We start from the raw sequence: 25,255 nt of genomic DNA, 5'->3' as shown, positions 1-25,255 counted from the left end.
GTGGTCACCTGCCGGCCGTCACCCGCCGGGTACGCCCGGCGCCCTGGCGTCCGTGCCGCCCGTTCCCCTCTGTTGCCCCCCGGCTACCGCCCCTACCGTCGCTCTGGGCGTCACCCGTGGCCGGGACCCGGTCGCGGGCGGCCCGGGCGAGGGCGGAGCGCACCGCGGCCAGCGCTGCCCGCTCGACGTCCCGCTCGATCCCGGCCCCCCAGTGGCAGACGCCGCCCGTGCGGTACTCGGCGTAGACCGCCGCGTCGTCCCGCCCCGCCGCGCCCGCGCCGGCGGCCGTGCGGGTGTGGTGGACGACCCGCACCCGCAGGCCCCGGCGCGCGAGCTCCGCGCGGACCGCCTGGACCGTGTCCGTCCTGGCCGGGCCGGTGCGGAACCAGCCGGCGTCGATGTGCAGGGTGACCGTCCCCTTGACCTCGAGGGACGGCGGGACCGGCAGGGCGGAGTCCACGACGTACTCCCGCACGAAGACCTCGAGAACCCGCTCCGGCGCGATCTCCCCGCCCTCGGCGTCCGTCAGCGCCTGCATCCTCCCGGCGAAGTCGGCCTGCAGGTCGCGCGGCAGGGTGAGGCCGTGCCGGGCGCTCATCACGTAGGCCAGGCCGCCCTTGCCCGACTGGCTGTTGATCCGCACCACCGCCTCGTACGTCCGGCCGACGTCCTGCGGGTCAAGCGGCAGGTACGGCACCCGCCACGGCAGATGCGCGGCGTCGTCCCCGGTGCGGACGGCCTCCCTTTCCACGGCGTCCAGACCCTTCTTGATGGCGTCCTGGTGAGAGCCGGAAAAGGCGGTGTAGACGAGGTCGCCGCCGTACGGGTGCCGGGGATGGACCGGCACCCCCGTGCAGTGCTCCACCGTACGGCGGACGCGGTCGAGGTCGGAGAAGTCGACGCCGGGGTCCACACCCTGCGTGGAGAGGTTGAGCCCGAGGGTGACCAGGCACACGTTGCCCGCCCGCTCCCCGTTGCCGAACAGGCAGCCCTCGACGCGGTCGGCGCCCGCCATCACGGCCAGCTCCGCGGTGGCGACGCCGGTCCCCCGGTCGTTGTGCGGATGGACGGACAGGCACACGTGCTCGCGCCGCGACAGGTTGCGGTGCATCCACTCGATCTGATCGGCGAAGACGTTGGGCGTCGCGCGCTCGACCGTGGTGGGGAAGTTCAGGACGGTCTCGCGGCCGGCCTCCGGCTGCCACACGTCCATGACGGCCTCGCAGACCTCCAGCGCGAAGTCCGGCTCGGTGTCGGCGAAGTGCTCGGGCGAGAACTGGTAGCCGAGGTCGCAGCCGTCCAGCGTCCGCTCGGCGTACTTCATCACCAGCCGGGTCCCCTGGACGGCGAGGTCCTTGCACTCGTCGCGGTTCATGCCGAACACCAGGCCGCGAAACAGCGGCGAGGTCGCGGCGTAGAGGTGGACGGTGGCGCGCGGCGCGCCCTCCAGGCTCGCCACCGTGCGCTCGATCAGCTCGTCCCTGGCCTGCGTCAGAACGGAGATCCGGACGTCGTCGGGGATCAGGTCGCGCTCGACGAGCATCCGGACGAAGTCGTAGTCGTCCTTGCTGGCCGCCGGGAAGCCGACCTCGATCTCCTTGTAGCCCATGTCCACCAGGAGGTCGAACATGATCAGCTTCCGGGCCGGCGTCATCGGCTCGGCCAGCGACTGGTTGCCGTCGCGCAGGTCGGTCGACAGCCAGCGCGGTGCCGAGCCGATGGTCGCGTCGGGCCAGGCGCGGCCCGCGAGGGGAACCCGCGGAGAACCGCTGTAGCGTCCGAGATTCACGGTCGGCTCCTTAGGTGAGCGATCCGAAATAGGCGGAGTAGGAGTACGGCGAGAGCAGCACCTGCAATTGGTAGGAGTCGGTCTCGTCCTGCATGCGGAACGTGATCGAGATCTCGGGATAGGCGGCGGTGAGCCCCAGGCCGACGAAGTACGAGTCACTCTCGAAGACGATGCGGTGCAGCCCGCGGTCGAATCTGCGCCCGCGCCACTCCCCCACCCGGCCCTCGTGGTCGGTCTCCGCCTTGACCTCGGCACACCAGATGCCGTTGTCGATGCGCTCGAGCCGCACGCGGACACCGGCGGCCGGCCGGCCGTAGAGGCCGTCCAGCGCCTGCAGAGCAATCCCCATTTCATCGCCACACAATCCCGGGCCTCTGACGACCCGGCTCAACGCTCTCGTCTTCCGACCTTGTGGCCCGGGCTTCGCCGCCTGCGTGCGGGTGCCGCCCGGGTTGCTGTCACAGTGGCGCACCCCGTTATCGGCCCGGCATCGCCCCGCTATCGCCCAGGCATCGGCCGGCGATGGCCCGCCATCGCCGGGACGCGGCCGGCCGCCGGGCCGCACCCCGCGGCAGGCGGCGCAAGACCCCGCGCTCCGTCGTCCACTCCCCCTTCGACCTGCGGTGATGGCACCCCGGAAGCGCGGCGATAAGGCCCCGATGGCGAGGGGTGTGAGCGTCGGTGCCGTAAGCGATCGGCGTACGGAACGCCGCGAACAGGGTGGAGGTAACCAAGTGGCCGCCAGCAGCAGCATCGTCAAGCGATTCGCCGTCTCCCTTTTCATCGCCCTCACGGCAGCGGCGTCGGCGGGCGCGATGATCTCGGTGGCGTCGGCTTCCCACGCTCACGCCCGCACCGCCCGCACCGTCGTCGACGACAGCGCCAGGCCGCACACCCCCGCGGGCATCCCGTCGCCGAGCCCCACCAACACCCACGTGAACCCCTGGGACTGACCCGCCGCCCGAGCGGCCGGAGACCTCGCGTCTCCGGCCGCTCGCGCTTTTCCCAGGCATTGTCCGGCCGCCCCCGTCGCTATTCTGACTTAGCGACTTTCAACAGGTAAGGCGTCCTAGCAGATGCGCACGTGAACCGGAGTTCACCTGCCGGACCGCGCATTCGCCTAGCCACCGGCCGCCTTGCGCTGTACGATCCCTGACAACAATGTCAATATGGGACGCGCGGGCGACTACATGCCAGAGCAGGCGGTGATCGCACCTGACACCGTTTCCGCCGGTGATCACGGCTCCATCGCAAACATTCCGTAAACTGCCGTCGCACCACAAAGAGCCTTTTATGTGAGGCCACAATGCGCATATCGCGGAGAGCAAGCTCCGCTATCCGCGCTGTGCATGGTTCCAGCAGTTTCAGAGGGAGATGCATGTGGAGTTTCGCCTGCTAGGAGCCCTCGAAGTCACGGAGGGTGGGCAACGGCTCGACCTCGGGGGGGTGCGGCAGCACACGGTCCTGGCCGTGCTGCTGCTGGAGGCCAACCGCCCGGTCGCCGTCAGCCGTCTCATGGAGGCCATCTACGGGGACGACCCGCCCGCCACGTCCCGGGCCCAGGTGCAGATCTGCATCTCCGCCCTGCGACGCCTGTTCGCCGCCCACGGCCGGGATCAGATGATCGTCACACGGTCCCAGGGATACGCCTTCCGGACCGACAGCGAGCAGATCGACATGCACCGCTTCGAGAGCCTCGTGCTGAAGGCGCGGCAGGCGCGCGACAACCGGGACGCGGACGAGGCCGTCAAGCATTACCGTGAGGCGCTGTCCCTCTGGCGCGGGCCGGCGCTCGAGGGCATCGAGAGCAGGATGGTCCAGGCGGCCGCGAGCTGGCTCGACGAGGAGAGGCTCGCCGCGAACGAGGACTGCGTCCAGCTCGAACTCGACCTCGGCCGGCACCACGAACTGGTGACGGAGCTGCGCAGGCTCGTGGAGGAGCACCCGCTCCGCGAACGGCTGCTCGGCCAGTTCATGACGGCGTTGTACCGTTCCGGCCGGCAGGCGGAGGCCCTGCAGGTCTACCGCGACGCCCGGCGGATGATGATCGACGAGCTGGGCATCGAGCCCAACGAGCGGCTGCAGCAGCTCGAACACGCCATCCTCACCGCGGACGAGAGCCTCCACGCGCCGCCGGAGCGGGAGAGCGCGCGGATCGCCGTGGCCGAGCCCGCCGTCCCTCCCCCGGTCCCCGGCATGCTCCCCTCGGGGATCGCCGACTTCGTCGGCCGGCACGGGCACCTCGACGAGATACGGCGCCGTCTGACGCAGGTCCCCGACGGCATGGCGCGCTTCGCCGTGCCGATCATCGCGATCGCCGGCCGCGCCGGCATCGGCAAGACGACCATCGCGGTCCACGCCGCGCACAGCGTCGCCGACCACTACCCCGACGGTCAGCTCTTCGCCCACATGCACGGCGGGGTCTCCCGCCCGGTCAGCCCGATGCAGGTGCTCGAACGGTTCCTGCGTGCCCTCGGGGTGCCCGGCACCGCGCTCCCCGACGGCCTCGAGGAGCGGGCGGAGACCTACCGCACGCTGCTCGCGGACCGCAGGATGCTGATCGTGCTGGACGACGTGGGCAGCGAGAGCCAGGTCCTGCCGCTGCTGCCGGGCAATCCCGCCTCCGCCGTCATCGTGACCAGCCGCAGCCGCCTCGTGGGGCTGGCCGGGGCCACCCACATCGACGTGGACCTGTTCGACTCGGCCCAGTCGGTGAACCTGCTCGCCCAGGTGGCGGGCGGCGGGCGGGTGGAGTCGGAGCAGAGCTCCGCCGAGGCCCTCGCCGACCTGTGCGGCCACCTTCCCCTGGCCCTGCGCATCGCCGGCGCGCGGCTGGCGGCGCGACCGCACTGGAGCGTCGAGCAGCTCGTCGACCGCCTCAGGGACGAGACCCGCAGGCTCGACGAGCTGATGCACGGCGAGATGGGCATCCGGGCCAGCCTCTCGCTCACCTACGACAACATCAGCCAGGAGGCGCGGCGGCTGCTGCGGCGGCTGGCGATCCTCGACTCCCACGTGTTCTCCGTGTGGACCGGCGCGGCCCTGCTCGACCAGTCGTTCACCGAGGCCCAGGACCTGCTCGACAACCTCGCCGACGCCCACCTCGTCGAGGTGACGGTCGGCCGGGGGAAGCACACCCAGTATCGGTTCCACGACCTCGTCAAGGTGTTCGCCCGCGAGCGCCTGGCGGCGGAGGAGCCGGTGGCGGAGCGGAAGGCCGCGTTGTCCCGGGTGCTCGGCTCGCTGCTGTCGCTGACGGACGCGGCCAGGTCGCGGGAGTTCGGCTCGGACGTGCTCGCCCGGAAGGAGGGCGCGATCCCCCAGCCGCTGCCGGAAAAGCTCGTCGAGCAGCTCGTCGCCGAGCCGATGGCGTGGTTCGAGCGCGAGCGCCACCTGCTGGTCTCCGGCATCCGGCAGGCGGCGCAGGCGGGCTTGGTGGAGCTGTGCTGGCGGCTCGCCGCGAACGCCGCGATGTTCTTCGAGTCACGGGTCTACCTGGACGACTGGCGGGAGACCCACGAGCTCGCGCTGGAGGCGGCGCGGCAGGCCGGGGACCTGCGCGGCCAGGCCGAGATGCTGTACACCATCGGCTCGCTGTCGTTCAGTGAGCAGCGGTTCGACGACGCCAGGCGCGAGCTGGAGGCGGCGGTGCGGCTGTTCGAGGAGGTCGGCGACGAGCTCAGGATCGCCCTGGCGATCCGCAGCATCGCGGTCCTGGAACGCATCAACGGGCGGTTCGCGGAGGCGGTCGCCAACTACGAGAAGGCGCTGCAGGTGTTCCACAACGCGGGCGACCACGTCTCCGCCGCGCACACCCTGCACAGCCTCGCCCAGGTTCGCCTCGACTGCGACGACCTCGACAGCGCCAAGGCGCTGCTGTCGGAGGCGCTGACGCGAAGCAAGGCCGGGGGCGACCGCAGGGTGACGGCGCAGGTGCTGCACCGGATGGGACAGGCGCATCTGCAGGCGGACGAGTTCGGCCTGTCCGCCGGCGCCTTCGAGGAGTCGCTGACGGTCGTGCGGGACATCGGCGACTCCATCGGCGAGGCGTTCGCCCTGCACGGCCTGGGCGTCGCCCGGCTGCGCCAGGGCAGGATCGCCGAGGCCGGCGAGACGCTGAGCGAGGCCCTGCGGCTCGCGACCAGCTCGCGGCACCGGCTCGCGGAGGCCCGCGTGATGTCGGGGCTCGGCGAGGTCGCCATCGCGAACGGCGAGAACGAGCAGGCCGCGGCGCATCTGCGCAGGGCGGCCTCCCTGTTCCGCGGGATGCAGATGCCGCTGCTCGAAGCGCAGACCCTGATCATGCTGAGCGACGCGCTTTACGCCACGGGCGACTACGACGAGGCCGACGACGCGATGACCCGCACGCTCGACCTCGCGGACCGGATCGACCCGCGCGCCGGGCGGCAGGTGCGCGAGCGGCTTTCCCGTACGCGGCCGGGCCGGCCCGACGTCCGCGGCGGGCTGCGCATCTCGGACGGCCTGGGACCGGTGGTCAGGACCTGACCTCGCACTCTGGGAGGTGCCGCGGCCCCCGGCGGTTGCGATGCTGTGAGGGCAGCCAGCAGGCAGCCAGGACGCCATGCGCGCCATCGTGGACGTTTGGGGAGGACACCGTATGAGTGGCAATCACCCCGGCGAGCTCGTTCTCCCGGTCATCGAGGCCAAGGTCGCCGAGATCTGGAAGCAGGTGCTCGACGTGCCGGACGGAAGTGAGGACGCGACCTTCTTCGACCTGGAGGGCGAGTCGATCGCCGCGGTCCGCCTCGTGTCCCGCATCGAGGAGGAGCTCGGCGTCAGCGTCGACGTCGGCGACCTCTTCGAGGAGGACCCGAACCTCGACGCGCTGGTCCGCATGGTCGCGGGGAAGGCGGCGGTCTCGCCCGCCGCGTGACCGAACCGGCGTGTCGTGGCCGGAGGCGTGTCCCACGCCTCCGGCCTTTCCGTCTGCCCGGGTGTCTGTCCCGCGCGCAGGCCGTAAGCGGTGGGTGGACTCCGGGCACACGTACGAGACGGTCCCGCGGCACGCCGTTGGGCCGCGGAACCGTCTCGGCGGAGGGGGTGTGGTCTAGATGTAGAAGGTGCCGGGCTCCTGGCCGCACAGCACCCGGCCGTAGAGCTCGGTGTTGGTGTTGGGGTGCATCAGCGCGTGCAGGTTCACCGCGGTGATGTCACGGGCGATCCGCTGGATCGGCACCTGGGTGTAGATGGAGGAGCCGCCGCTGGCCATGGCGAGGACGTCCGCGGCCTCCTTGCCCAGCCGGCACACCGCGCCCATGTCGGCGCGCGCCCTGGCCCGCTCCTCCAGCGTCCACTGCTCGCCCGTCACGCCCTTGCCGTCCACCAGGCCGGTCAGGCGCTGGGCGTGGAACTCCGCCTCGTCGATCTTGAGCGACGCCTCCGCCACCTGCAGGTGGGTCAGCGGGGCCTCGCTCTGGCTCTCGTAGTGCGTGTAGGTGATCTTGCGGTTGGGCAGGCGCTCGAAGAACGCCTCCCTGGCCGCCCGGGCCAGGCCGATCACCGTGCCGACCGAGGACGCGGAGGCGACCGGCAGCAGCGGCGTCCGGTAGATGGGGCTGGCGGCGTTCAGCTTCGACGCGTACTGCCCCATGAGCACCGCGGGCAGCGGAAGCACCCGCTCGGCCGGGATGAACACGTCCTGGGCGACCGTGGTGACGCTGCCGGTGCCCCGCAGGCCGGAGGTGTGCCAGTCGTCCACGATCTGCAGGTCCGACATCGGCACCAGCGCCATGATGGGCATGGGCTCGCCTTCGGGGCCGACCTGGATCGCCACGATCTCCTGCCAGTGGCTGTGCCAGGCGCCGCTGACGAACCCCCACTTGCCGTTAACCACGACGCCGCCGTCCACCGGGGCGGCCATGGCGGTGGGGCTGAGCGTGCCGCACACCCGCACGTCCGGCGTCGAGAACACCTCGTCCTGCACCTCGTCGGGGAACAGGCAGGCCATCCAGGTCGGGATCCAGTAGACCGAGGCCGTCCAGGCGGTGGAGCCGTCGGCCCGCCCGAGCTCGGCCGCCACTTCGAGGAGGGTCCGCGTGTCGCACTCGTAGCCGCCGTAGCGGGCGGGCACCCGCATCTTGAAGATACCGGCGTCGGCCAGGGCCTCGATCGACTCGTCGTGGATCCGCCGGTTCTCCTCCGCCCAGTCCGCGTGGCCGCGCAGCAGCGGCAGCAGTTCGGACGCGCGCCGAACCAGTTCCTCCCGTGTCGGAACCCCGGTCGTCAACATCGTTTCCTCCTCGTGCCGTCGGCGCTGAAGCCGCTCCTCGCGTCCCAGCTCACGGCACATGGGGCGGGCGGGGCGCCCGCGCCCGCGACGCGCCGATGCAGTGCGATGCCGTGCAGTGCCGTGCAGTGCGATGCAGTGCGATGCAGTGCAGTGCGGTGCGGTGCGGTGGCCGCCGCTGGGTCTCCTCGACTGTCGCACCGGCCCCGCGGGCGGCACACCTTTCTGGTTGCGCAGCCCGGCGCCGTACCGGGGCGGGACGTCACCGGCCGCCGCCGGTGGCGCTCCAGGGGACGCGGCTCAGGCCGCGAGCGCGCCGGCCGGTGCCGGGTGCTCCGCGCCCCCGCCGACGATGCGCGCGCGGCCGTGGTTGCCCTTCGTGAGCAGGTCGGCGAGCAGCTGCCCGCCCTCCGGGTCGCGCAGCGCCGCCGCGGCGGCGGCCAGGTCCCGCGCCACCGCGTCCAGGACCGCGGCGACCGGCTCGGCGTTCTGCCGGAGGATGTCGCACCACAGGCCGGGGGCCCCGCCCGCGACCCGCGTGATGTCCCGCAGGCCCGGCCCCACCAGGGAGAGCGTGGTCTCGTCCGCGCCGGCGAACCTCGCCGCCAGCGCCGCCGAGACCAGGTGCGGCGCGTGCGAGCTCGTGGCGACGGCCAGGTCGTGGACGTCCGGCGCCAGCAGCCGGTGCTCCGCTCCGCACGCCGCCACCAGTTCGGCCACCACGCGCACCGATCGCAGCGACGTCGTGGGAAGCGGGCAGAGCGTCCACGGCCGTCCGGCGAACAGGTCCGCCCGGGCGGCCAGGGGACCCGACGCCTCCGCACCGGCCATCGGGTGCCCCGGCACGTACGCGGTGAGGTCGCAGCCCGCCCGCTCGACCTCGGCGACGACGCGGGCCTTGGTGCTCGCGACGTCGGTGTAGACGGCGCCGAGCCCCCTGGCCTGGGCGTCCCGCAGCACGGCGGCCACCGTGGACGGCGGCGTGGCGACGACCACCACGTCCGCCGCGGGCGCGCCGGGGGTCAGCGCGACGCCCGCGCCCATCCGCTCGGCGGCGGCCACCGCGTGCGGGTCGCGGTCGGACAGCGCGACCTCGACGCCCGCCTTGCGCAGCGCGAGCGCGGCAGAGGCGCCGATCAGACCACAGCCGATGATCGTGACGCGGCGAATCGACGACGAAGTCATCATGCCTCTCCCTTGGTGCGATTACGGATCTCCGCATCGGCAATCTCGCGCGTTTGCGTGGCACCGGCCAGACAGGGCGGCGTCAGCAAGATGCCCGCGCGGTACAGCTTCCTGCCAGCCCTCGTCCCGGCCAGGGAGAACGCTTGGGATGACAATTCTCCTGACCTCCAGTCAATTCACCGGCGAGAGATCCGGGCTGCCACGAGGGGACCACGGCAGGCTCTTTCCCGTACGGGCCGACGTTGGCAGGAAACGGCTATCGGCGGGCAACATGCTGCCTTTCATTCGCCTTGTTGGCGACTTACGCCGGGCCGCACAGTTCTGCCATGAAAAACATTTCGCGGTTTCCCCGCACCCTTTCCGCGACAGGCGGGACGACGTGGGATCGGCCGTCCCCCCGCGTTCACTCATGTCGTTCCCGCGAAGGAGACGCCTCGACGAACGCCACCGCGACCGCCGCCGGGAGCGCGTGATGGTCGCCCTGGTCACCGGCGCCGCCGGCGGCATCGGAGCCGAGGTCGCCCGGGTGCTCGCCGAGGACGGCGTGCCGGTGGCCGCTGTGGACCGCGACGCGGACGCGCTGCGCACCGTCGTCGGCAAACTGGTCGCCGACGGGCTGGAGGCGGTCGCGTTCGCCGCGGACGTGACTTCGGCGGCGCGGGTCGAGGCGGTCGTGGAGGAGGTCGAGCGGCGGATCGGCCCGATCGACCGGCTGGTGAACGCCGCGGGCGTGCTGCGCGTGGGCGAGGTCAGGACGCTGTCGGACGACGACTGGGCCGCGACGTTCGCGGTCAACGTCACCGGCGTCTTCCACGTCTCGCGGGCAGTGGTGAACAGGATGGTGCCGCGGCGGGCCGGCGCCGTCGTCACCGTCGCCTCGAACGCGGCGCACACGGCCCGCGTCGGCATGTCCGCCTACGGCGCTTCCAAGGCGGCGGTGACGATGTTCACCAAGAACCTGGGCCTGGAGGTCGCCCGTTACGGCATCCGCTGCAACGTGGTGGCGCCCGGCTCGACCGACACTCCGATGCTCACCTCGCTGTGGCACGACGGTGACGGCCACCGGGCCTCCATCGAGGGCGCCCCGGACCTCTATCGCACCGGAATCCCGCTGAGAAAGATCGCGCGACCGGCCGACATCGCGGAGGCCGTCGCGTTCCTGCTCTCGGAAAGAGCCGGTCACATCACCTTGCAACACCTGACGGTGGACGGCGGCGCGACCCTCGGCGCCTGATAACGAAATCACAAATCACGGCACACAAGAGGATTTCGATGGCAGGAATTCCACAGATCGCACCGTATTCCATGCCGGAGGCCGGAGAACTGCCGGGGAACACGGCGTCCTGGACGGTCGATTCGAGACGGGCCGTGCTGCTGCTGCACGACATGCAGAACTTCTTCCTGGAGCCGTTCCCCGCGGGCCGGCCTCCGGTGGTCGACCTGGTCGGCAACGCGACGGCGCTGCGGAACCGGTGCGCCCGCCTCGGCATCCCCGTGGCGTACACGGGACAGCCCGGGGACATGACGGAGGAGCAGCGGGGGCTGCTCAGGGAGTTCTGGGGCCCCGGCATGACAGCCGAGCCGTCCCACCGGGACATCGTCGCCGCGGTGGCGCCCGCCCCCGGCGACTGGCTCTTCACCAAATGGCGCTACAGCGCCTTCCACAGGACCACGTTGCTGAGCCGGATGCGGGAGAGCGGCCGCGACCAGCTGATCCTCGCGGGGGTGTACGCCCACGTGGGCATCCTGATGACCGCGGTCGACGCCTTCACCAACGACATCCAGCCCTTCCTGGTGGCCGACGCCATCGCGGACTTCACCGCCGCCGACCACCGCATGACGCTCGACTACGCCGCCCGGCGGTGCGGTGTGACCGTCACGACCGAGCAGGTGCTGGCGGACCTCTCCGCGGCGCCGGACCTTTCCCCCACGCCGGGCCTCGCCCCGGTGCCGGGCCTTTCCTCGAGTTCGGAGGGACAGCGATGACGGCCGAACGACTCCTCGACAAGGTGCTCTCCCCGGATCCTCCCGCCTTCGCGCTGCTGCACCGTGCGGGGGCCGGCCGCCGGGGGCTGCTCGACATCCTCGTGGGCGACATGTCCGCGGTCGGGACGCTCGACGAACTGCCGCTCCCCGACGGTCCCGACGGTCCCGAGGGCTCCGCCGGGGAGGCCCGGCACGAGACGCTGGCCGTCATCCCCTTCCGGCAGATCACCGAGCGGGGCTTCACCGTTGTGGACGACAACGAGCCGCTGCTGGCGATGACGATCGCCGAGCAGGGGACGCTGCCGCTCGCCGACGCGCTGCGGCGGATCCCCGACGCACCCGTGGTCGCCGGCGGCCGCCGCGTGGACCTGGACGACGACGAGTACGCGGCCGTGGTCCGCAAGGTGATCGAGGAGGAGATCGGCCACGGCGAGGGCGCCAACTTCGTCATCAAGCGGTCGTTCACCGCCGAGATCTCCGGCTACTCCGTGCGGAGCGCGCTGACGTTCTTCCGCCGGCTGGTGGAACGCGAGGCGGGGACGTACTGGACCTTCGTCATCCACACCGGCGACCGCACGTTCGTCGGCGCCTCACCGGAACGGCACGTCAGCCTGTCCGGCGGCGTCGCGACGATGAACCCGATCAGCGGCACCTACCGCTACCCCGCGTCCGGCCCGACCCTGCCGGGGCTCATGGACTTCCTCGCCGACCGCAAGGAGGCCGACGAGCTCTACATGGTGGTCGACGAGGAACTCAAGATGATGGCGCGCATCTGCCACTCCGGCGGGCGTGTGTCCGGGCCGTACCTGAAGGAGATGGCCAGGCTCGCGCACACCGAGTACTTCATCGACGGCCACACCAACCGCGACGTACGCGAGATCCTGCGCGAGACGCTCTTCGCGCCCACCGTCACCGGGAGCCCGCTGGAGAGCGCCTGCCGGGTGATCAGCCGCTACGAGCCGGAGGGACGCGGCTACTACAGCGGCGTCGTCGCGCTCATCGGCAGGGACGCCGACGGCGGCCGCACGCTCGACTCCTCCATCCTCATCCGCACGGCGGACATCGACAGCGAGGGCCGGGTGCGGATCGCGGTGGGCGCCACCCTGGTGCGTCACTCGGACCCGCTGTCGGAGGCGGCGGAGACGCGGGCCAAGGCGGCCGGGCTGCTCGACGTGCTCTGCATGGAGCCGCCGGCGCGCTTCGCCGACCACCCCGACGTGCGCCGGGCGCTCGACGCCCGCAACGACACGATCGCCGGCTTCTGGCTGCGGGAGGACGAGGACCGGGTCCAGTGGACGCCCGGCCTGATCGGCCGGCGGGTCCTCGTGGTGGACGCCGAGGACAACTTCACCTCGATGATCGCCCACCAGCTCCGGTCGCTCGGCCTGCACGTGACCGTACGGCGGTTCGACGAGCCGTACCCGCTGGACGGCCACGACCTGGTGGTCCTCGGCCCCGGCCCGGGCGACCCGCGCGACGTCGCCCATCCCAAGATCGCCCATCTGCGCGAGGCCGTACGCCGGCTGCTGCGGGAGCAGCGTCCCTTCGTCGCGGTGTGCCTGAGCCACCAGGTGCTCAGCACCGCGCTCGGGCTGCCGCTGGTGCGAAGGCCCGTGCCGAACCAGGGCGTCCAGCGCGAGATCGACCTGTTCGGCCGCCGGGTCAGGGTCGGTTTCTACAACGCGTTCGCCGCCAGAGCCGACGCCGACGTCGTCGAGATCCCCGGACTGGCCGCGCCCGTCGAGGTCTGCCGCGACCCGCGCACCGGAGAGGTGCACGCGCTGCGCGGCCCCGGGTTCGGCTCGATGCAGTTCCACGCCGAGTCGGTGCTCACCGAGAACGGCGTGTCCATCCTCCGCGACGCCATCGTCGCGGTGCTCGACCGGCTGCCGGTCCACCAGTGAGGCCGGACCACCAGTGAGGGGCAGGAGATGACGACCGTACTGATCGCCGGCGGCGGCGTCGGCGGCCTCGCCGCGGCCATCGCCGTGGCCGGCCAGGGGCACCGGGCCGTGGTCCTGGAACGGCGCGAGGAGTTCACCGAGATGGGGGCCGGCATCCAGATCGCCCCCAACGGGTTCCGCGCGCTCGACCGGCTCGGCGTCGGCGGCGAGGTCCGCGCCCTCGCCGTCCACATCGAGGAGCTGCGCTTCATGGACGGCACGACCGGCGAGCGCGTGGCGGGCATGCCGCTCACCGAGCGCTACCGCGCCCGGTTCGGCGGCCCGTACGCCGTGGTGCAGCGGATGGACCTGTACGGCCCGCTGCTGGCGGCCTGCCGCGAGTCGGCCTGGATCGAGCTGCGCGCGGGCAGTCACGTCGTCGGCTACGAGCAGGACGCGGACGGCGTCAGCGCGGTCCTCGCGAGCGGCGAGCGGGTGCGCGGCGGCGCGCTGATCGGGGCCGACGGCATCCGCTCGGCGGTGCGCGCCCGGCTCGTCGGCGACGGCGACCCGCGGGTGTCCGGGCACACGATCTACCGGTCGGTCATCCCGATGGAGCGGGTGCCCGAGGACCTGCGGTGGAACACCGTGACGCTGTGGGCCGGCCCCGGCTGGCACTTCGTCCACTACCCCATCGGCGGCGGCAGGTTCCTCAACCTCGCGGCCACCCGCGACGACGGCGCGCGGCACGTGGTGACGGGCCGGCCCGTCCCCCGCGAACGCGTCCTCGGCGAGTTCCCTGGACTCGGCGACACCGCCGCGCGCCTCCTGCGACTGGGCGAGGAGTGGAGGGAGTGGGTGCTGTGCGACCGCGACCCCGTGGACGACTGGACCGACGGCCGGGTGGCGCTGCTCGGCGACGCGGCGCACCCCATGCTGCAGTACGCCGCGCAGGGCGCCTGCATGGCCCTGGAGGACGCGGTCCTGCTCGGCGAGCTGCTCGACTGCGGCGCCGACGAGTTTCCCCAGCGCTTCGAGAAGTACAACGCCCTGCGGCGGGCACGCACCGCGGCGGCGCAGATCGTCGCCCGTGAGATGGGCCGCGTGCTGTACCACCCGGCCGGCCCCGGCGCGCTCGCCAGGAACCGGATGCTGGCCGCGCTGTCCGAGGACGAACTGCACGACAAGGTCTCGTGGCTGCACGGCGCCCGGGACTTCGTCGAAGCCCTCCCCCTGAGCTGAACCGACCTGAGAGAGGAAACCCCTGATATGTGCGGCATCGCCGGCTGGGTGAGTTACGCGAGCGATCTGACCGGGCAGACGGAGACGATCTCCGCCATGACGGCCACTCTGGAATACCGGGGCCCGGACGCGGGAGGCGTGTGGACCTCTCCCCGCGCCGCCCTCGGGCACCGCAGGCTGGCGATCATCGACCTGGAGGGCGGGCGGCAGCCGATGGCGGCCGGCGACGAGGCCCTGCCGGTCATGACGTACAACGGCGAGGTCTACAACTACCGGGAGCTGCGGGCCGAACTCGAGGCGCTGGGCCAGGAGTTCCGCACGTCGAGCGACTCGGAGGTGGTGCTCCGCGCGTACCTGCAGTGGGGACCGGCCTTCGCCGAGCGGCTCGACGGCATCTTCGCCCTGGGCATCTGGGACCCCCGCACCGAGGAGCTGCTGCTGGTCCGCGACCGGATGGGGGTCAAGCCGCTCTACTACTACCCGACGCCCGACGGCCTGCTGTTCGGATCGGAGCCGAAGACGATCCTCGCCCACCCCGAGGCGGAGGCCGTCGTGGACGCCGACGGGCTGCGGGAGATCTTCAGCATCGTCAAGACGCCGGGCCACGCGGTGTTCCGCGGCATGTACGAGGTCCGGCCGGCCACCGTGATGCGCTTCTCCCGCGACAGCGCGTCCGAGGAGTGCTACTGGCGGCTGGAGGCCCGCGAGCACACCGACGACCTGGCCACGACGGTCGTCACCGTGCGCCGGATGCTGGAGGAGATCGTGGAGCGGCAGATGGTCGCCGACGTCACCGTCGGCACGCTGCTGTCCGGCGGCCTCGACTCCAGCGCCATCACCGCGCTCGCCGCCCGCGTGCTCGCCCGTAAGGGGGCCGGGCCGCTCAAGGCGTTCTCGGTCGACTTCCAGGGGCACGAGACGCGGTTCCAGTCGAACGTCCAGTGGGAGGACCCGGACACGCCGTTCGCGATCGAGGTCGCCGAGCACGTGGGGGCCGAGCACATCATCGTCGAGCTGGAGAACGCGCAGATCCTCGACCCCGAGGTGCGCGAGGCCGTCCTGCGGGCCCAGGACCTGCCGGTGTCCACCGGCGACATGGAGTATTCCCTGCTGGTCCTGTGCCGGGCGCTGAAGGAGCGCATGACGGTGGCCCTGTCGGGGGAGGCAGCCGACGAGCTGTTCGGCGGCTACACCTGGTTCCACGACCGCGAGGCCGTCGAGTCCGACACCTTCCCCTGGCACCACCCGTTCGAGAAGGCCGGCGGGATCGGCGCGCTGCGCGCGGTCGGCCTCTGGGACCGGCTGGGGCTCGGCGAGTACGTCAAGCGGCGCTACACCGAGGCGCTGGAGGACGTGCCGCGGCTGCCCGGCGAGACCGGTCTGGAGGCGCGGATGCGGGAGCTCACCTTCCTCAACCTCACCCGGTGGGAGCGCTTCCTGCTCGACCGCAAGGACCGGGTCAGCATGGCCGCGAGCCTGGAGGTGCGCGTTCCGTTCACCGACCACCGGCTGGTCGAGTACGTCTACAACACGCCCTGGGCGATGAAGACCTTCGACGGCCGGGAGAAGAGCCTGCTGCGCGCCGCCATGCGCGGGGTGCTGCCCGACTCGGTGCTGGACCGGAAGAAGAACCCCTACCCCTCCACGCAGGACGAGAAGTACGAGGTGGCGCTGCGCGAGCGGATGGAGGCGATCCTCGCCGAGGGCGGCCCGGTGCTCGACCTGGTGTCGGAGTCCGAGGTGCGCATGCTGCTCGACGCGCCCGTCGGCACGTACGCCATGGGCGGGCCCTGGAGCGCCCGCGCGGTCATCGAGAGGCTGATCGAGTTCAACACCTGGGTCCGGATGTACGGCGTGCGCGTCGAGCTGTGACGACGGTTCGGCGACAAGTAGCGGATGACGACGAGGAGCGAACCTCCCGGGACGGCCGTGACGCGGCCGTCCCGACGGCGTTTTCGCGCGGCGTTTCGCGGCGGCGGGTTCAGGAGGCACGCCGTGACGCGGCCGGTCGGCGGCGTTCACGGCGCTGTTCGAACGGGGTCCGCGGCGGCGGATTCAGGAGGCGGCGAAGAAACGGCGCAGCACCGGCGCGAGCGCGGCGGCCGTCTCCGCGTGGTACCCCCCATCGCACACAGGGTCCGCCTCGGCACGGCGATCCCCGCCACCGGCAGAACCCGCCTCGCCATGGCGATCCCCGCCACCGGCGGGAACCGTCTCGGGGTGGTCCCGCCCACCGGCGGCACCTGCCAGGAGCCGCAGCCGGGCGCACGGCAGGACGCCGGCGAGCGCCCGCGCCGCGCCGCGCAGGAACGCCGGGCCCCCGGCACTGCCGGTCACGAGCACGGGCGCGGTGACGCAGGCCCAGCGGTGGGCGGGCAGCGGCGCGCCGGACATGGTCGCGCCCATCACGGCGCTGTCGTAGACGAGGGTGTGCGCGGCGGCCTCGAACTCGGGCCACGCCGGGGATCGCCGGTGCACGGCGACGCGCTCGGCGGGCAGGCCCGCCGCCCGCGTCAGGAAGAACTCGACCGCGTCCCCCCGCCGGCCGGCGGCCAACAGCGCGGCGAGCCTCGGAAGGTAGTCCTGCGGCAGCGGCGGACGGCTGTCGTCGACGACGAACGGCGGCTCGACGACGGCCAGGCGTGTGATGCCGGGCAGGCGGCGGGCCGCGTCGAGGGCGAGGACGGCGCCGGAGGAGAACCCGCACACCGCCGCCGCGCCGCCGGCCTCCGCGACGAGGGCCTCGATGTCCTCGATCTCGCGGGCCACGGCGTACGGCGCGGTGTCCCCGCTGCCGCCCCGGCCGCGGCGGTCGTACCTGATCACCGTGAAGGACGGGGCGAGGAGCGCGGCCAGCCGCTCCGCGACCGGGTCGCACGCCCGGTGGCGGAGCGCGCCGCCGACGAGGACGACCGGCGGCCCCCCACCTGCGCGGTCGAACGCGATGGGGGTGCCGTCGGCCGAGGTCACGGTGCTCATCGGGGGCCGGACCCGGCGGCTGGTCAGCCGGCCGGGGGCACGTTGAGGTTGACGTGGAAGAAGTTGTCCGGGTCGTAGTCCCGCTTCACCTCGCGCAGGCGCCGCCAGTCGTCCGGGGTGTAGGCCGCCTCGGTCCGGGCGGGGTCGTGCAGGAAGTTCAGGAAGGTTCCGCCGGTCACGTGCGGCCGCAGCGCCCGCTCGATCTCGGGGACGTGCGCGTCGAGGACGACCGACAGCGGCACCGAGCGGTGGGCGACCGGCCCGGCGTCCGGCCCGGCCGCGGCGATGGCGCCGCCCCAGTGGCGGATCTCGACGGTCGTGACCGGCGAGCCCGGCCGCTCGCCCGCCCGCACCAGCGTCTCGATGACCGGATCGGACAGCGTGTGGAGCAGCTCCACGTGCATGGGCGCGGTGCCGCCCATCATGGCGTGCCCGAACGGCGTCGTCCGCATGGTGTCCAGCAGCGCCGGTCCCGCCGCCGCCCACAGGGGCCGCAGGGCCCGGCGGGCCTCGTCCGCCTCGCCCGCGTACATGGCCTGGATGCCGACCACCCGCCTGCCGCGCAGCTGCGGGGGCAGGCCCCGATCGTGCGGCATCCGGGTGATCAGGATCGCGGTGCTCAGCTCGTCGGGCGCGCCGGCGATCCAGTCACGGTAGAACGCGAGCGTCTCCGCGGCCCGGTCGGCGGCGAAGAACGCGGTGCCCGCGTGGACGCGGGCCACCGGGTGGAGCCGGAACTCCAGCGAGGTCACGACGCCGAAGTTGCCGCCGCCGCCGCGCAGGGCCCAGAACAGGTCGGGATGCCGGTCGGGGCCGACCGCGACGATGTGGCCCTCGGCCGTGACGACCTCGGCGCGGACCACGCTGTCCGCGGCGAAGCCGTACTTGCGGGCGAGCCAGCCGAAACCGCCGCCGAGCGTGTAGCCGGTCACGCCGACCGACGGGACCGGGCCCGCCAGCGGCGCCAGGCCGAACGGCTCGGCCGCCGCGGTCACCTCCTGCCACATGACGCCGGGGCCGACGCGGGCGATGCGCTGGTCCGGGTCGACCAGCACCGAGCCCATCGCGCCCGTCCTGAGCAGCAGGCCGCCGTCGCACGCGACCTGCGTGCCGTGCCCGGTGGCCTGGACCGCGAAGGGCAGACCGGACTCGCGCGCCGCCACGATCGCGGCCCGCACGTCCGCGGGGCTCGTCGCCTCGGCGATCAGCGCCGGCCGCGGGTCGATGCTCGAGTACGGCGCCTCCCGGAGTGCGTCGTAGGCGGTGTCGCCGGGGAGGTGCACGGCGCCGGCGAACTCGCGGCGCAGGTCGCGCGCCACGGCCGGTCCGTCGCCGGGCCCGGCCTGCCGGGCCTGGTACGCCTGCCGCTGGACGTGCTGGCTCATCTCGGAAAACCTTCCCTCGTCTCGCGTGTCGACGGCGCGGTCGGGCTGTTGTCCGCCGTGCGCCCCTACTCCTGGCTCCGGACCATGATCTCCCGCGGACGGGCTCCGGGGCATCCGTGGCGACCACGGATTCACCACGGACGCGCCACGGATGGGGGCTAATGGGTGAAGATGTTGCGGTGACGTCGACGGGGCGCGGTGAGGTGTCCGCACGCGAGGCCGAGGTGCTCGAGGCGCTCGGTGCCCATCTGTCGAACGCTCAGATCGCACGGCGGCTGCAGATCTCGGTGCGCACGGTGGAAAGCCACGTGTCGTCGTTGCTGCGCAAGTACGGCGTCGCCGACCGGCGCGCCCTCGCGGCCGTCTTCGAGCAGGCCGCGGCCGAGCGGGCCGCAGCCGAGCGGGCCGCAGCCGAGCGGGCCGCAGCCGAGCGGGCGGCGGCCGAGCGGCACAAATCCGAGGGGCACCGAGCCGAGGGATACGCAACCGAGGGATACGCAACCGAGGGATACACATCCAGGGGGCATGGATCCCGGGGACACGGAACCGGACAGCACGGAACCGGGCAGCACGGAACCGGGCAGCACGGAACCGGGGGGCGCGCGACGCCGGAAGGGCCGCCCGCCCGGCTGGCGGGCCTGCCCGTGGCCCGGACCTCGTTCGTCGGGCGCGAACGGGAGCGTGAGGCGGTCCTCGCGGCGTTCGAGACCGCGCGGCTGGTGACCCTGCTCGGGCCCGGCGGGGTCGGCAAGACCCGGCTGGCGATGGTGGTGGCCGGGGCGGCCGCCGCCTCGTTCGCCTCCGGCGGCGCGTTCGTCGACCTGGTGCCGGTGAGCGAGGGCTTCGTCGCGCAGGCGGTGGCCACCGCGCTGGACGTGACGGAGCGGCCCCGGCAGCCGCTCGACGACGCGGTGACCGAACGTCTCGGCCGGGACCGGTCGCTGCTGGTGCTCGACAACTGCGAGCACCTTCTCGACGAGGTGGCCGCGTTCGCGGTGCGGGTGCTCGACCTGTGCCCCGGCACCCGGATCCTGGTGACGAGCCGGGCCCGGCTGGGGGTCCCGGGCGAGCGCACGATCCCGGTCGCCCCGCTGCCGCCGGCGCCCGAGGCCGAACGGCTGTTCCACGAGCGGGCCGTCGCGGCCGACCCCGACTTCACCGCCGATCCCGCCCTGGTGACGGAGCTGTGCGCCCGGCTCGACGGCATGCCGCTCGCCATCGAGCTCGCCGCCGCGCGCAGCGCCTCGCTGGGCGCCGACGGCCTGCTGACGGCCCTCGGCGACGTCCTGCGGCTGCTGGTCGGTGGTCGCGGGCCCGACGAGCGGCACCGGTCGCTGCGCACGGTCATCGGCTGGAGCCACGACCTGCTCGGCGAGGACGAGCGGGCGCTGTTCCGGCGGCTCGCCGTGTTCGCCGGCGGCTTCGACCTCGACGCCGCCGTCGCGGTGACGCCCGGCGGCGACACGAGCGAGGTCGCCGACGTCCTCGGGCGGCTGGTCGACAAGAGCCTCGTGGTTCATCTGCGGGGCCGGCCGAGCCGATGGCGGCTGCTGCGGACCGTGCGCGCCTTCGCCGCCGACGAGTTGTCCGGCAGCGGCGAGGAGGCCGGGACACGGGAGCGGCACCTGACGTGGGCGACGGCGGCCGCCGCGGATCTGGAGGCCCGGCTCCCCGGCGAGTGGCGGGACGGCGGATGGCGCGACGGCTTCGACGCCGTGGCCGACGACCTGCGCGCGGCGCTCGCCGCGGCGCCGCCCGGCCCGGGCGAGCGGCCGCATCGCCTGGCCCGGGCGCTGGGCCACCTCACCTACGCGCGGCGGTTCCTCACCGAGTCGCTGCGCCACTACACGGAGGCCGCGCGCCGGGCGCCCTCCCCCGCGGAGGCGGCCCGCGATCTGCGGAGCGCCGCCGACGGCGCGCACGCCATCGCTCCCTCCGGCGACCAGGCCTTCGATCTGCTGCTCGCCTCCGCCGAGCGGGCCCGCGACGGAGACGACGGCGACGGCAGGGCGATCGCCCTCGCCTCCGCCGTCGTCACGGCCAACCGGTTCTCGGCCGGCTTCGCCGAGGAGGTCCCGTACGAACGCCTGTGCGGCCTGCTCGAGGAAGCGGTGCGCGCCGGCGACTCCGGCGACCCCGTGGTCGCGGCGGCGCTCGCCGCCGCGGCGGCCTGGAACGCCGGCCCGGAGAAGATGAACCCGGACGCCGCCCTCGCGCGGGCGGCGGTCGCGGCGGCCCGCGTCACGGGCGACCCCGTGCTCGTCAGCGCCGCGCTCGACGCGGTGTGCGCCGCGGAGACCACGGCCGGGCGGCTGCGGGAGGCGCACCGGGTCACCCGGGAGCGCTTCGCCCTGCTCACCGCGATGCCCAGGGACGACCCCCGGGCGGCCCCGGAGATCGTCGACACCTTCACCATGGCCTCGACGTACGCGGTGGCCACCGGCAACCTGCACACCGCGCTGCTGACCGCGCGAGCCGCCCTGGACGACGACCTGCTGGGCCACCATTCCTATCTGTCCGCGCTCAATCTGGTCATCCCCCTGGTGCTCACCGGGGAGTTCGAGGAGGCCCTGCGCCACGCGCCGGCCGTGTGGGACGGCTGGGAGCGGGCCGGCAGCCCCACCGCCGGCTGGCTGTCCCCCGCGGTCGCCGCGATCGCGCTCGCGCACGGACTGCGCGGCGACGAGCACGGATTCCGCTTCTGGCGCGCGCGGGCGACCCAGGTCGCGGGCCGGGCCCGCAACCACGCGTCGTTCGCGACGTTCGTCGACGCGCGCATCGCCGTCCACCTGGCACGGTACGGCGACGCGGCCGCGCTCGTGGACCTCGTCTTCACGGACTTCCCGCAGGGGCGCTACCAGACGTACGCGCGGGCCGCCGGGGCCGAGCTCGCCGTGGCCGCCGGGCTGCCCGACGCCGCGCGCCGGATCGCGACCGCCGCCGAGGGCGACGAGAACGACTGGGCCGCCGCCTGCCTCGCCCGCGCGACCGGGCGGCTGCACGGCGACCTCGCCGCGCTGGAGGCGTCCGTGCGGGGGTGGGAGCGCGTCGGCGCCCGGTTCGAGCGCGCCTGCACCCTGCTGCTGCTGCCCGGGCGCGCCGCCGAGGGCCGCGCCGAACTCGCGACCCTCGGCTGCCCGCCGCCGCCCCCCGGCGCCTGACGCCGTACGGGAGCGCACACGCAGAGATGCGTGGTCAGCGGCCCGGTCCCGACGATGGGGAGGTGAGTTCCAGCCGTCCAGCGAAGGAACAACGAGCATGAGCGCAACTTCGACGATCAACGACGAGATCGCGGCCCTCCGCGAGGTGCCCGGGCGCATCGTCGCCGCGTGGGCCGGCAACGACGCCGACGCCTTCGCCGCGGCCTGCACCGAGGACGCCACCATGATCCTGCCCGGTGGCGTCTTCGTCAGCGGACGCGAGGCGATCCGCGAATTCTTCAAGGCGGCCTACGCCGGGCCGTACAAGGGGACCCGGGTGACCGGCGAGCCGATCTCGGTCAAGTTCATCGGCGCCGACGCGGCCGTGCTGGTCACGCGGGGCGGCGTCCTGGCACCCGGCGAGACCGAGGTCGCGCCCGAGCGGGCCATCCGGGCCACCTGGGTGCTCGCCCGGCAGGACGGCACCTGGCTGATCACGGCCTACCAGAACACCCCGATCGGCGCGGCGGCCTGATCCGCGCGCGGAACCGGCGACGAGGAGGACTCCGCGGAGTCCTCCTCGTTCCGTTTCCGGGGGCCCGCTCGTCAGCGGCCGGTGCTGCGGGCCCGAACGCCCGGGTGCTCAAGTGGTCAAGCGGCGCGGGCGGCGCGGGCGGCTCGGGCGGCTCAGGCGGAGATCTCCACCCGGGTATGGTCGCCGACCAGCAGGCGGTGCCGCGCCGCGCCGGGCCGGGTGGGGCCGATGACGGCGCCGCGACCGATGATCGAGCCGTACAGGCCGGGGACGTCGGAGATCGAGGCCCCGTCCAGCACGATGGAGTCGGCCAGCCGGGTGCCGCGCAGCACGCAGCCCGCCCCGACGGAGACGTTCGGGCCCAGATGGCAGTCCTCCACCAGCGTGCCCGGGCCGATGATCGCCGGACCGGTGACGACGGAGCGCACCACGCGGGCGCCGGGGGCGACCAGGACCTGTTCGCCGAGCTCGCCGAGCAGGCGGCGGTTGCACTCCAGGACGTCCTCGGCCTTGCCGGTGTCCTTCCAGTAGCCGCGATACTCGGTGGCCTTCACCGCCGCGCCCCGCGCCAGCATCCACTGGATGGCGTCGGTGATCTCCAGCTCGCCCCGGCGGCCGGGCCGGATGGCCTCGACCGCCTCGTGGATCGCGGCGGTGAAGAAGTAGACGCCGACGAGGGCCAGGTCGCTGAGGGGGTGCGCGGGCTTCTCCACCAGCCGCCGCACCGCGCCCGCCGCGTCCAGCTCGACGACGCCGAACTCGCGGGGGTCGGGCACGCGGTGCACCACCACCTGGGCCGCCGGCCGCCCGGCGCGGAAGTCCCGGGCGATGCCGGCGATCCCGTCCGGGAGCATGTTGTCGCCGAGGTACATGACGAAGTCGTCGTCCCCCAGGAACGGCCGCGCCAGCCGTACCGCGTGGGCCAGCCCGAGCGGCTCGTGCTGCGGGATGTAGGTGACGCGCACGCCGAGGCGGTCGCCGTCGCCGATCACACGCGCGATCTCCGAGCTCCAGTGACCGACGACGAGCCCGATCTCCGTGACGCCGCAGTCGCGGATGTTGCCCAGCACGTGCTCCAGCACCGGCCGGTTCGCGATGGGGATGAGCTGTTTGGGCATGGAGTAGCTGAACGGCCGCAGCCGGGTGCCCGAGCCGCCGGACAGCACCAGGGCCTTCATGCGATCAACCCCTTCGGTCGCGCCTGGGCCGCCTGCCGGTCCTCGCGCTCGCGCCGCAGCCGGTCCCGGTCCACCTTGCCGCCGGCGGTGCGCGGCAGGTGGCCCACGACCGTGAAGCTCACGGGCGGCATGGCCCTGCCGAACCAGCGGCGCAGCGCCGCACGCCAGGCGGCGGGCGTCGCCTCGGCGGTCGGAGCGCGCGGGACGACGTACGCCGCCAGGCTGGCGACCTGGCGGTGCGCGCCCGGCACGGCGACGACGGCGCACTCGGCCACGCTCTCGTGCGCGTTCAGGGCCGCCTCGACGTCGCCGAGCTCCAGCCGGATGCCGTTGAACTTCACCTGGAAGTCGCGGCGTCCCTCGAACTCCAGCACGCCGTCCGCCGTCCACCGGCCCCGGTCGCCCGTGCGGTAGTACCGGCCCCGGCGGGCGGACCCGCGCGGCGGGCGGAAGGCGGACCGCTCCCCCGCCGCGGCGCCGGCGTACCCGGGAGTGAGGTAGGGGCTGCGGATGACGAGCTCGCCGGTGACGCCGGGCGGGCAGTGGCGGTCCAGCTCGTCCAGCACCAGCACCACGCGCCCGGGGATGGGCCGGCCGATCGGCACGCGGCCCTCGCCCGTCTCCGTCACCTCGTGCCAGGTGGCGAGGATCGACTCGGTCGGGCCGTACAGGTTGACCAGCCGTGTCGTGGGCAGGGCGGCGCGCAGGCCGCCGACCAGCTCGGCGGTGAGCGGCTCGCCCGCGAGCAGGAGGTGGCCCAGGGCGGGCGGGCGGCCCTCCGGCCCGGCAGCCGCGATCGCCTCGAGCAGGCGGCGGGCGAAGCTGGGCACGGTCTGCAGGTGGGTGACGCGCTCGGCGGTGAGCCAGTCGGCGAGGCGCTCCGGGTGCGCTCTGATCTTCGGCGGCACGGGGCAGAGCGTCGCGCCCGCGACGAGCGGGGCGAACATCTCCACGAGGCTCGCGTCGTAGCCCGGCGCCGCCCATTGGGCCACCCGGGCGCCGGGCCCGATCCGGAACTCCCGGGCGAACCAGGTCACGAACTGCGCGAAGCCCCGATGAGTCTGCGGGATGCCCTTGGGCCTGCCGGTCGAGCCGGAGGTGTAGGCGACGTACATCAGGTCGTCCGGGTCCACGCCGGACGCGGCCGGCGAAACGGACGAGTCGGACGAGTCGGCAGGGGTCGGCGTGGGGGCCTCGGCCGGTCCGAGCAGGCCGGCGACGTCCAGGACCGTGCCGGGCAGGGTGCGGCGGTACCAATCGGCGAGGTCGTCCCGCTCTGCCGCGTCACCTCCCGCCGCGCCGCCTCGCGCCGCGTCCCCTTCAGCCGCACCGCCGGAGACGCCGTCGAGCAGCAGCCACGCGGGGCGCAGGTCCTCCAGCACGGCGGCGCCGCGCTGTCCGGCCGCGCCGGGGTCCAGGCAGAGCAGGTGGGCTCCCGCGCTCAGCGCCCCGAGCACGGCGGCGGCCTGACGCGGGCCGGGGTCCATCCGCACCGCCACCGGCCGGCCCGCGGCGCCGCTCGCGGTCAGCGCCGCGGCGACCGCGGCCGCCTGCCGCGCCAGCTCGGCGTAGCCGACGCCGTGGCCGCCCAGGGCGATCGCGACGTCGTCCGGCCGGGTCAGCGCGTGCCTGAGCACCCGCTCGTGGACCGGCCGGAAAGTGAGCGGTACGCGCATCTCGGTCCCCCTCGGAACACGGCTCGTCTC

Annotated in this window: 18 protein-coding genes; 10 read left to right on the top strand and 8 right to left on the bottom strand. The window is 73.5% G+C overall.

Annotation, left to right across the window (positions count from 1 at the left end; translation table 11 throughout):
* Positions 1–4: 4 nt before the first annotated feature.
* Together ACWEQG_RS00890 and ACWEQG_RS00885 are read right to left on the bottom strand one after the other, a co-directional pair.
* Complete coding sequence (locus ACWEQG_RS00890) at positions 5–1,789, bottom strand: 2-isopropylmalate synthase (protein ID WP_452280589.1); 1,785 nt, start codon at positions 1,787–1,789, stop codon at positions 5–7.
* Positions 1,790–1,799: 10 nt separating this feature from the next.
* Positions 1,800–2,138, bottom strand: coding sequence for a hydroxyisourate hydrolase (locus ACWEQG_RS00885; protein ID WP_452280588.1), 339 nt, complete (start codon positions 2,136–2,138; stop codon positions 1,800–1,802).
* A gap of 385 nt (positions 2,139–2,523) precedes the next feature.
* On the opposite strand from ACWEQG_RS00885, the gene ACWEQG_RS00880 reads away from it, so the two are divergent.
* The 3 genes from ACWEQG_RS00880 to ACWEQG_RS00870 all read left to right on the top strand — a co-directional run bounded on the left by ACWEQG_RS00880 (position 2,524) and on the right by ACWEQG_RS00870 (position 6,683).
* Entirely contained in the window at positions 2,524–2,742 is a 219-nt protein-coding gene (locus ACWEQG_RS00880; protein WP_452280587.1) for a hypothetical protein, read from the top strand.
* A gap of 427 nt (positions 2,743–3,169) precedes the next feature.
* Positions 3,170–6,295 (top strand): AfsR/SARP family transcriptional regulator, encoded by a 3,126-nt coding sequence (locus ACWEQG_RS00875; RefSeq protein ID WP_452280586.1) that lies wholly within the window; start codon positions 3,170–3,172, stop codon positions 6,293–6,295.
* Positions 6,296–6,407: 112 nt separating this feature from the next.
* Positions 6,408–6,683: an acyl carrier protein gene (locus tag ACWEQG_RS00870; protein ID WP_363468396.1), complete on the top strand. Its 276-nt coding sequence runs from the start codon at positions 6,408–6,410 to the stop codon at positions 6,681–6,683.
* Between the two features lie 174 nt (positions 6,684–6,857).
* Here the strand turns inward: ACWEQG_RS00870 and ACWEQG_RS00865 are convergent, their stop codons facing one another.
* Positions 6,858–8,039 carry an acyl-CoA dehydrogenase family protein gene (locus ACWEQG_RS00865; RefSeq protein ID WP_363468394.1) on the bottom strand — a complete coding sequence of 394 codons (1,182 nt, stop codon included), beginning with the start codon at positions 8,037–8,039 and terminating at the stop codon, positions 6,858–6,860.
* Between the two features lie 297 nt (positions 8,040–8,336).
* Positions 8,337–9,224, bottom strand: coding sequence for a prephenate dehydrogenase (locus tag ACWEQG_RS00860; protein ID WP_452280585.1), 888 nt, complete (start codon positions 9,222–9,224; stop codon positions 8,337–8,339).
* Positions 9,225–9,693: 469 nt separating this feature from the next.
* Here ACWEQG_RS00860 and ACWEQG_RS00855 point away from each other — a divergent pair, with 469 nt between their 5' ends.
* Genes ACWEQG_RS00855 through asnB form a run of 5 tightly spaced genes read left to right on the top strand, consistent with a single transcriptional unit; the run spans position 9,694 to position 16,204 of the window.
* The gene (locus tag ACWEQG_RS00855; RefSeq protein ID WP_452281641.1) at positions 9,694–10,455 is read left to right on the top strand and encodes a 2,3-dihydro-2,3-dihydroxybenzoate dehydrogenase; all 762 of its coding nucleotides are present in this window, start codon (positions 9,694–9,696) and stop codon (positions 10,453–10,455) included.
* 38 nt (positions 10,456–10,493) lie between these two features.
* Positions 10,494–11,207, top strand: coding sequence for an isochorismatase family protein (locus ACWEQG_RS00850; protein WP_169979404.1), 714 nt, complete (start codon positions 10,494–10,496; stop codon positions 11,205–11,207).
* Positions 11,204–13,111 carry an anthranilate synthase family protein gene (locus tag ACWEQG_RS00845; RefSeq protein ID WP_452280584.1) on the top strand — a complete coding sequence of 636 codons (1,908 nt, stop codon included), beginning with the start codon at positions 11,204–11,206 and terminating at the stop codon, positions 13,109–13,111. Before ACWEQG_RS00850 ends, ACWEQG_RS00845 begins: the two co-directional genes overlap by 4 nt.
* Before the next feature lie 27 nt (positions 13,112–13,138).
* Positions 13,139–14,332 (top strand): FAD-dependent monooxygenase, encoded by a 1,194-nt coding sequence (locus ACWEQG_RS00840; protein ID WP_452280583.1) that lies wholly within the window; start codon positions 13,139–13,141, stop codon positions 14,330–14,332.
* 27 nt (positions 14,333–14,359) lie between these two features.
* Positions 14,360–16,204 carry an asparagine synthase (glutamine-hydrolyzing) gene (gene asnB / locus ACWEQG_RS00835; protein ID WP_452280582.1) on the top strand — a complete coding sequence of 615 codons (1,845 nt, stop codon included), beginning with the start codon at positions 14,360–14,362 and terminating at the stop codon, positions 16,202–16,204.
* 183 nt (positions 16,205–16,387) lie between these two features.
* Here the strand turns inward: asnB and ACWEQG_RS00830 are convergent, their stop codons facing one another.
* Both ACWEQG_RS00830 and ACWEQG_RS00825 read right to left on the bottom strand, forming a co-directional pair.
* On the bottom strand, positions 16,388–17,311 hold the full coding sequence (locus ACWEQG_RS00830; protein ID WP_452280581.1) for an alpha/beta fold hydrolase: 924 nt from the start codon (positions 17,309–17,311) through the stop codon (positions 16,388–16,390).
* Positions 17,312–17,334: 23 nt separating this feature from the next.
* Positions 17,335–18,696, bottom strand: a complete 1,362-nt coding sequence (locus ACWEQG_RS00825; protein ID WP_452280580.1) for an FAD-binding oxidoreductase — start codon at positions 18,694–18,696, stop codon at positions 17,335–17,337.
* 179 nt (positions 18,697–18,875) lie between these two features.
* Between ACWEQG_RS00825 and ACWEQG_RS00820 the strand changes: the two genes are divergently transcribed.
* Together ACWEQG_RS00820 and ACWEQG_RS00815 are read left to right on the top strand one after the other, a co-directional pair.
* Positions 18,876–21,857 carry an ATP-binding protein gene (locus ACWEQG_RS00820; protein WP_452280579.1) on the top strand — a complete coding sequence of 994 codons (2,982 nt, stop codon included), beginning with the start codon at positions 18,876–18,878 and terminating at the stop codon, positions 21,855–21,857.
* 97 nt (positions 21,858–21,954) lie between these two features.
* Entirely contained in the window at positions 21,955–22,371 is a 417-nt protein-coding gene (locus tag ACWEQG_RS00815; protein ID WP_452280578.1) for an SgcJ/EcaC family oxidoreductase, read from the top strand.
* 152 nt (positions 22,372–22,523) lie between these two features.
* Here ACWEQG_RS00815 and ACWEQG_RS00810 read toward each other — a convergent pair whose 3' ends face one another.
* Both ACWEQG_RS00810 and ACWEQG_RS00805 read right to left on the bottom strand, forming a co-directional pair.
* Positions 22,524–23,549, bottom strand: a complete 1,026-nt coding sequence (locus ACWEQG_RS00810; RefSeq protein ID WP_363462965.1) for a glucose-1-phosphate thymidylyltransferase — start codon at positions 23,547–23,549, stop codon at positions 22,524–22,526.
* Positions 23,546–25,225: an amino acid adenylation domain-containing protein gene (locus tag ACWEQG_RS00805; RefSeq protein ID WP_452280577.1), complete on the bottom strand. Its 1,680-nt coding sequence runs from the start codon at positions 25,223–25,225 to the stop codon at positions 23,546–23,548. Before ACWEQG_RS00805 ends, ACWEQG_RS00810 begins: the two co-directional genes overlap by 4 nt.
* Positions 25,226–25,255: the final 30 nt, after the last annotated feature.

This window comes from Microbispora sp. NPDC004025 (assembly GCF_053604425.1).
Note: the sequence above shows the minus strand (reverse complement) of the source record. Positions and strands in the feature narration are given on the sequence as shown.

Bases quoted from the DNA above. Each gene is read 5' to 3' on its own strand.
- ACWEQG_RS00885 (WP_452280588.1), bottom strand. From the start codon at position 2,138: ATGGGGATTGCTCTGCAGGCGCTGGACGGCCTCTACGGCCGGCCGGCC.
- ACWEQG_RS00870 (WP_363468396.1), top strand. From the start codon at position 6,408: ATGAGTGGCAATCACCCCGGCGAGCTCGTTCTCCCGGTCATCGAGGCC.
- ACWEQG_RS00865 (WP_363468394.1), bottom strand. From the start codon at position 8,039: ATGTTGACGACCGGGGTTCCGACACGGGAGGAACTGGTTCGGCGCGCG.
- ACWEQG_RS00860 (WP_452280585.1), bottom strand. From the start codon at position 9,224: ATGATGACTTCGTCGTCGATTCGCCGCGTCACGATCATCGGCTGTGGT.
- ACWEQG_RS00855 (WP_452281641.1), top strand. From the start codon at position 9,694: ATGGTCGCCCTGGTCACCGGCGCCGCCGGCGGCATCGGAGCCGAGGTC.
- ACWEQG_RS00850 (WP_169979404.1), top strand. From the start codon at position 10,494: ATGGCAGGAATTCCACAGATCGCACCGTATTCCATGCCGGAGGCCGGA.
- ACWEQG_RS00845 (WP_452280584.1), top strand. From the start codon at position 11,204: ATGACGGCCGAACGACTCCTCGACAAGGTGCTCTCCCCGGATCCTCCC.
- ACWEQG_RS00840 (WP_452280583.1), top strand. From the start codon at position 13,139: ATGACGACCGTACTGATCGCCGGCGGCGGCGTCGGCGGCCTCGCCGCG.
- asnB (WP_452280582.1), top strand. From the start codon at position 14,360: ATGTGCGGCATCGCCGGCTGGGTGAGTTACGCGAGCGATCTGACCGGG.
- ACWEQG_RS00830 (WP_452280581.1), bottom strand. From the start codon at position 17,311: ATGAGCACCGTGACCTCGGCCGACGGCACCCCCATCGCGTTCGACCGC.
- ACWEQG_RS00825 (WP_452280580.1), bottom strand. From the start codon at position 18,696: ATGAGCCAGCACGTCCAGCGGCAGGCGTACCAGGCCCGGCAGGCCGGG.
- ACWEQG_RS00815 (WP_452280578.1), top strand. From the start codon at position 21,955: ATGAGCGCAACTTCGACGATCAACGACGAGATCGCGGCCCTCCGCGAG.
- ACWEQG_RS00810 (WP_363462965.1), bottom strand. From the start codon at position 23,549: ATGAAGGCCCTGGTGCTGTCCGGCGGCTCGGGCACCCGGCTGCGGCCG.
- ACWEQG_RS00805 (WP_452280577.1), bottom strand. From the start codon at position 25,225: ATGCGCGTACCGCTCACTTTCCGGCCGGTCCACGAGCGGGTGCTCAGG.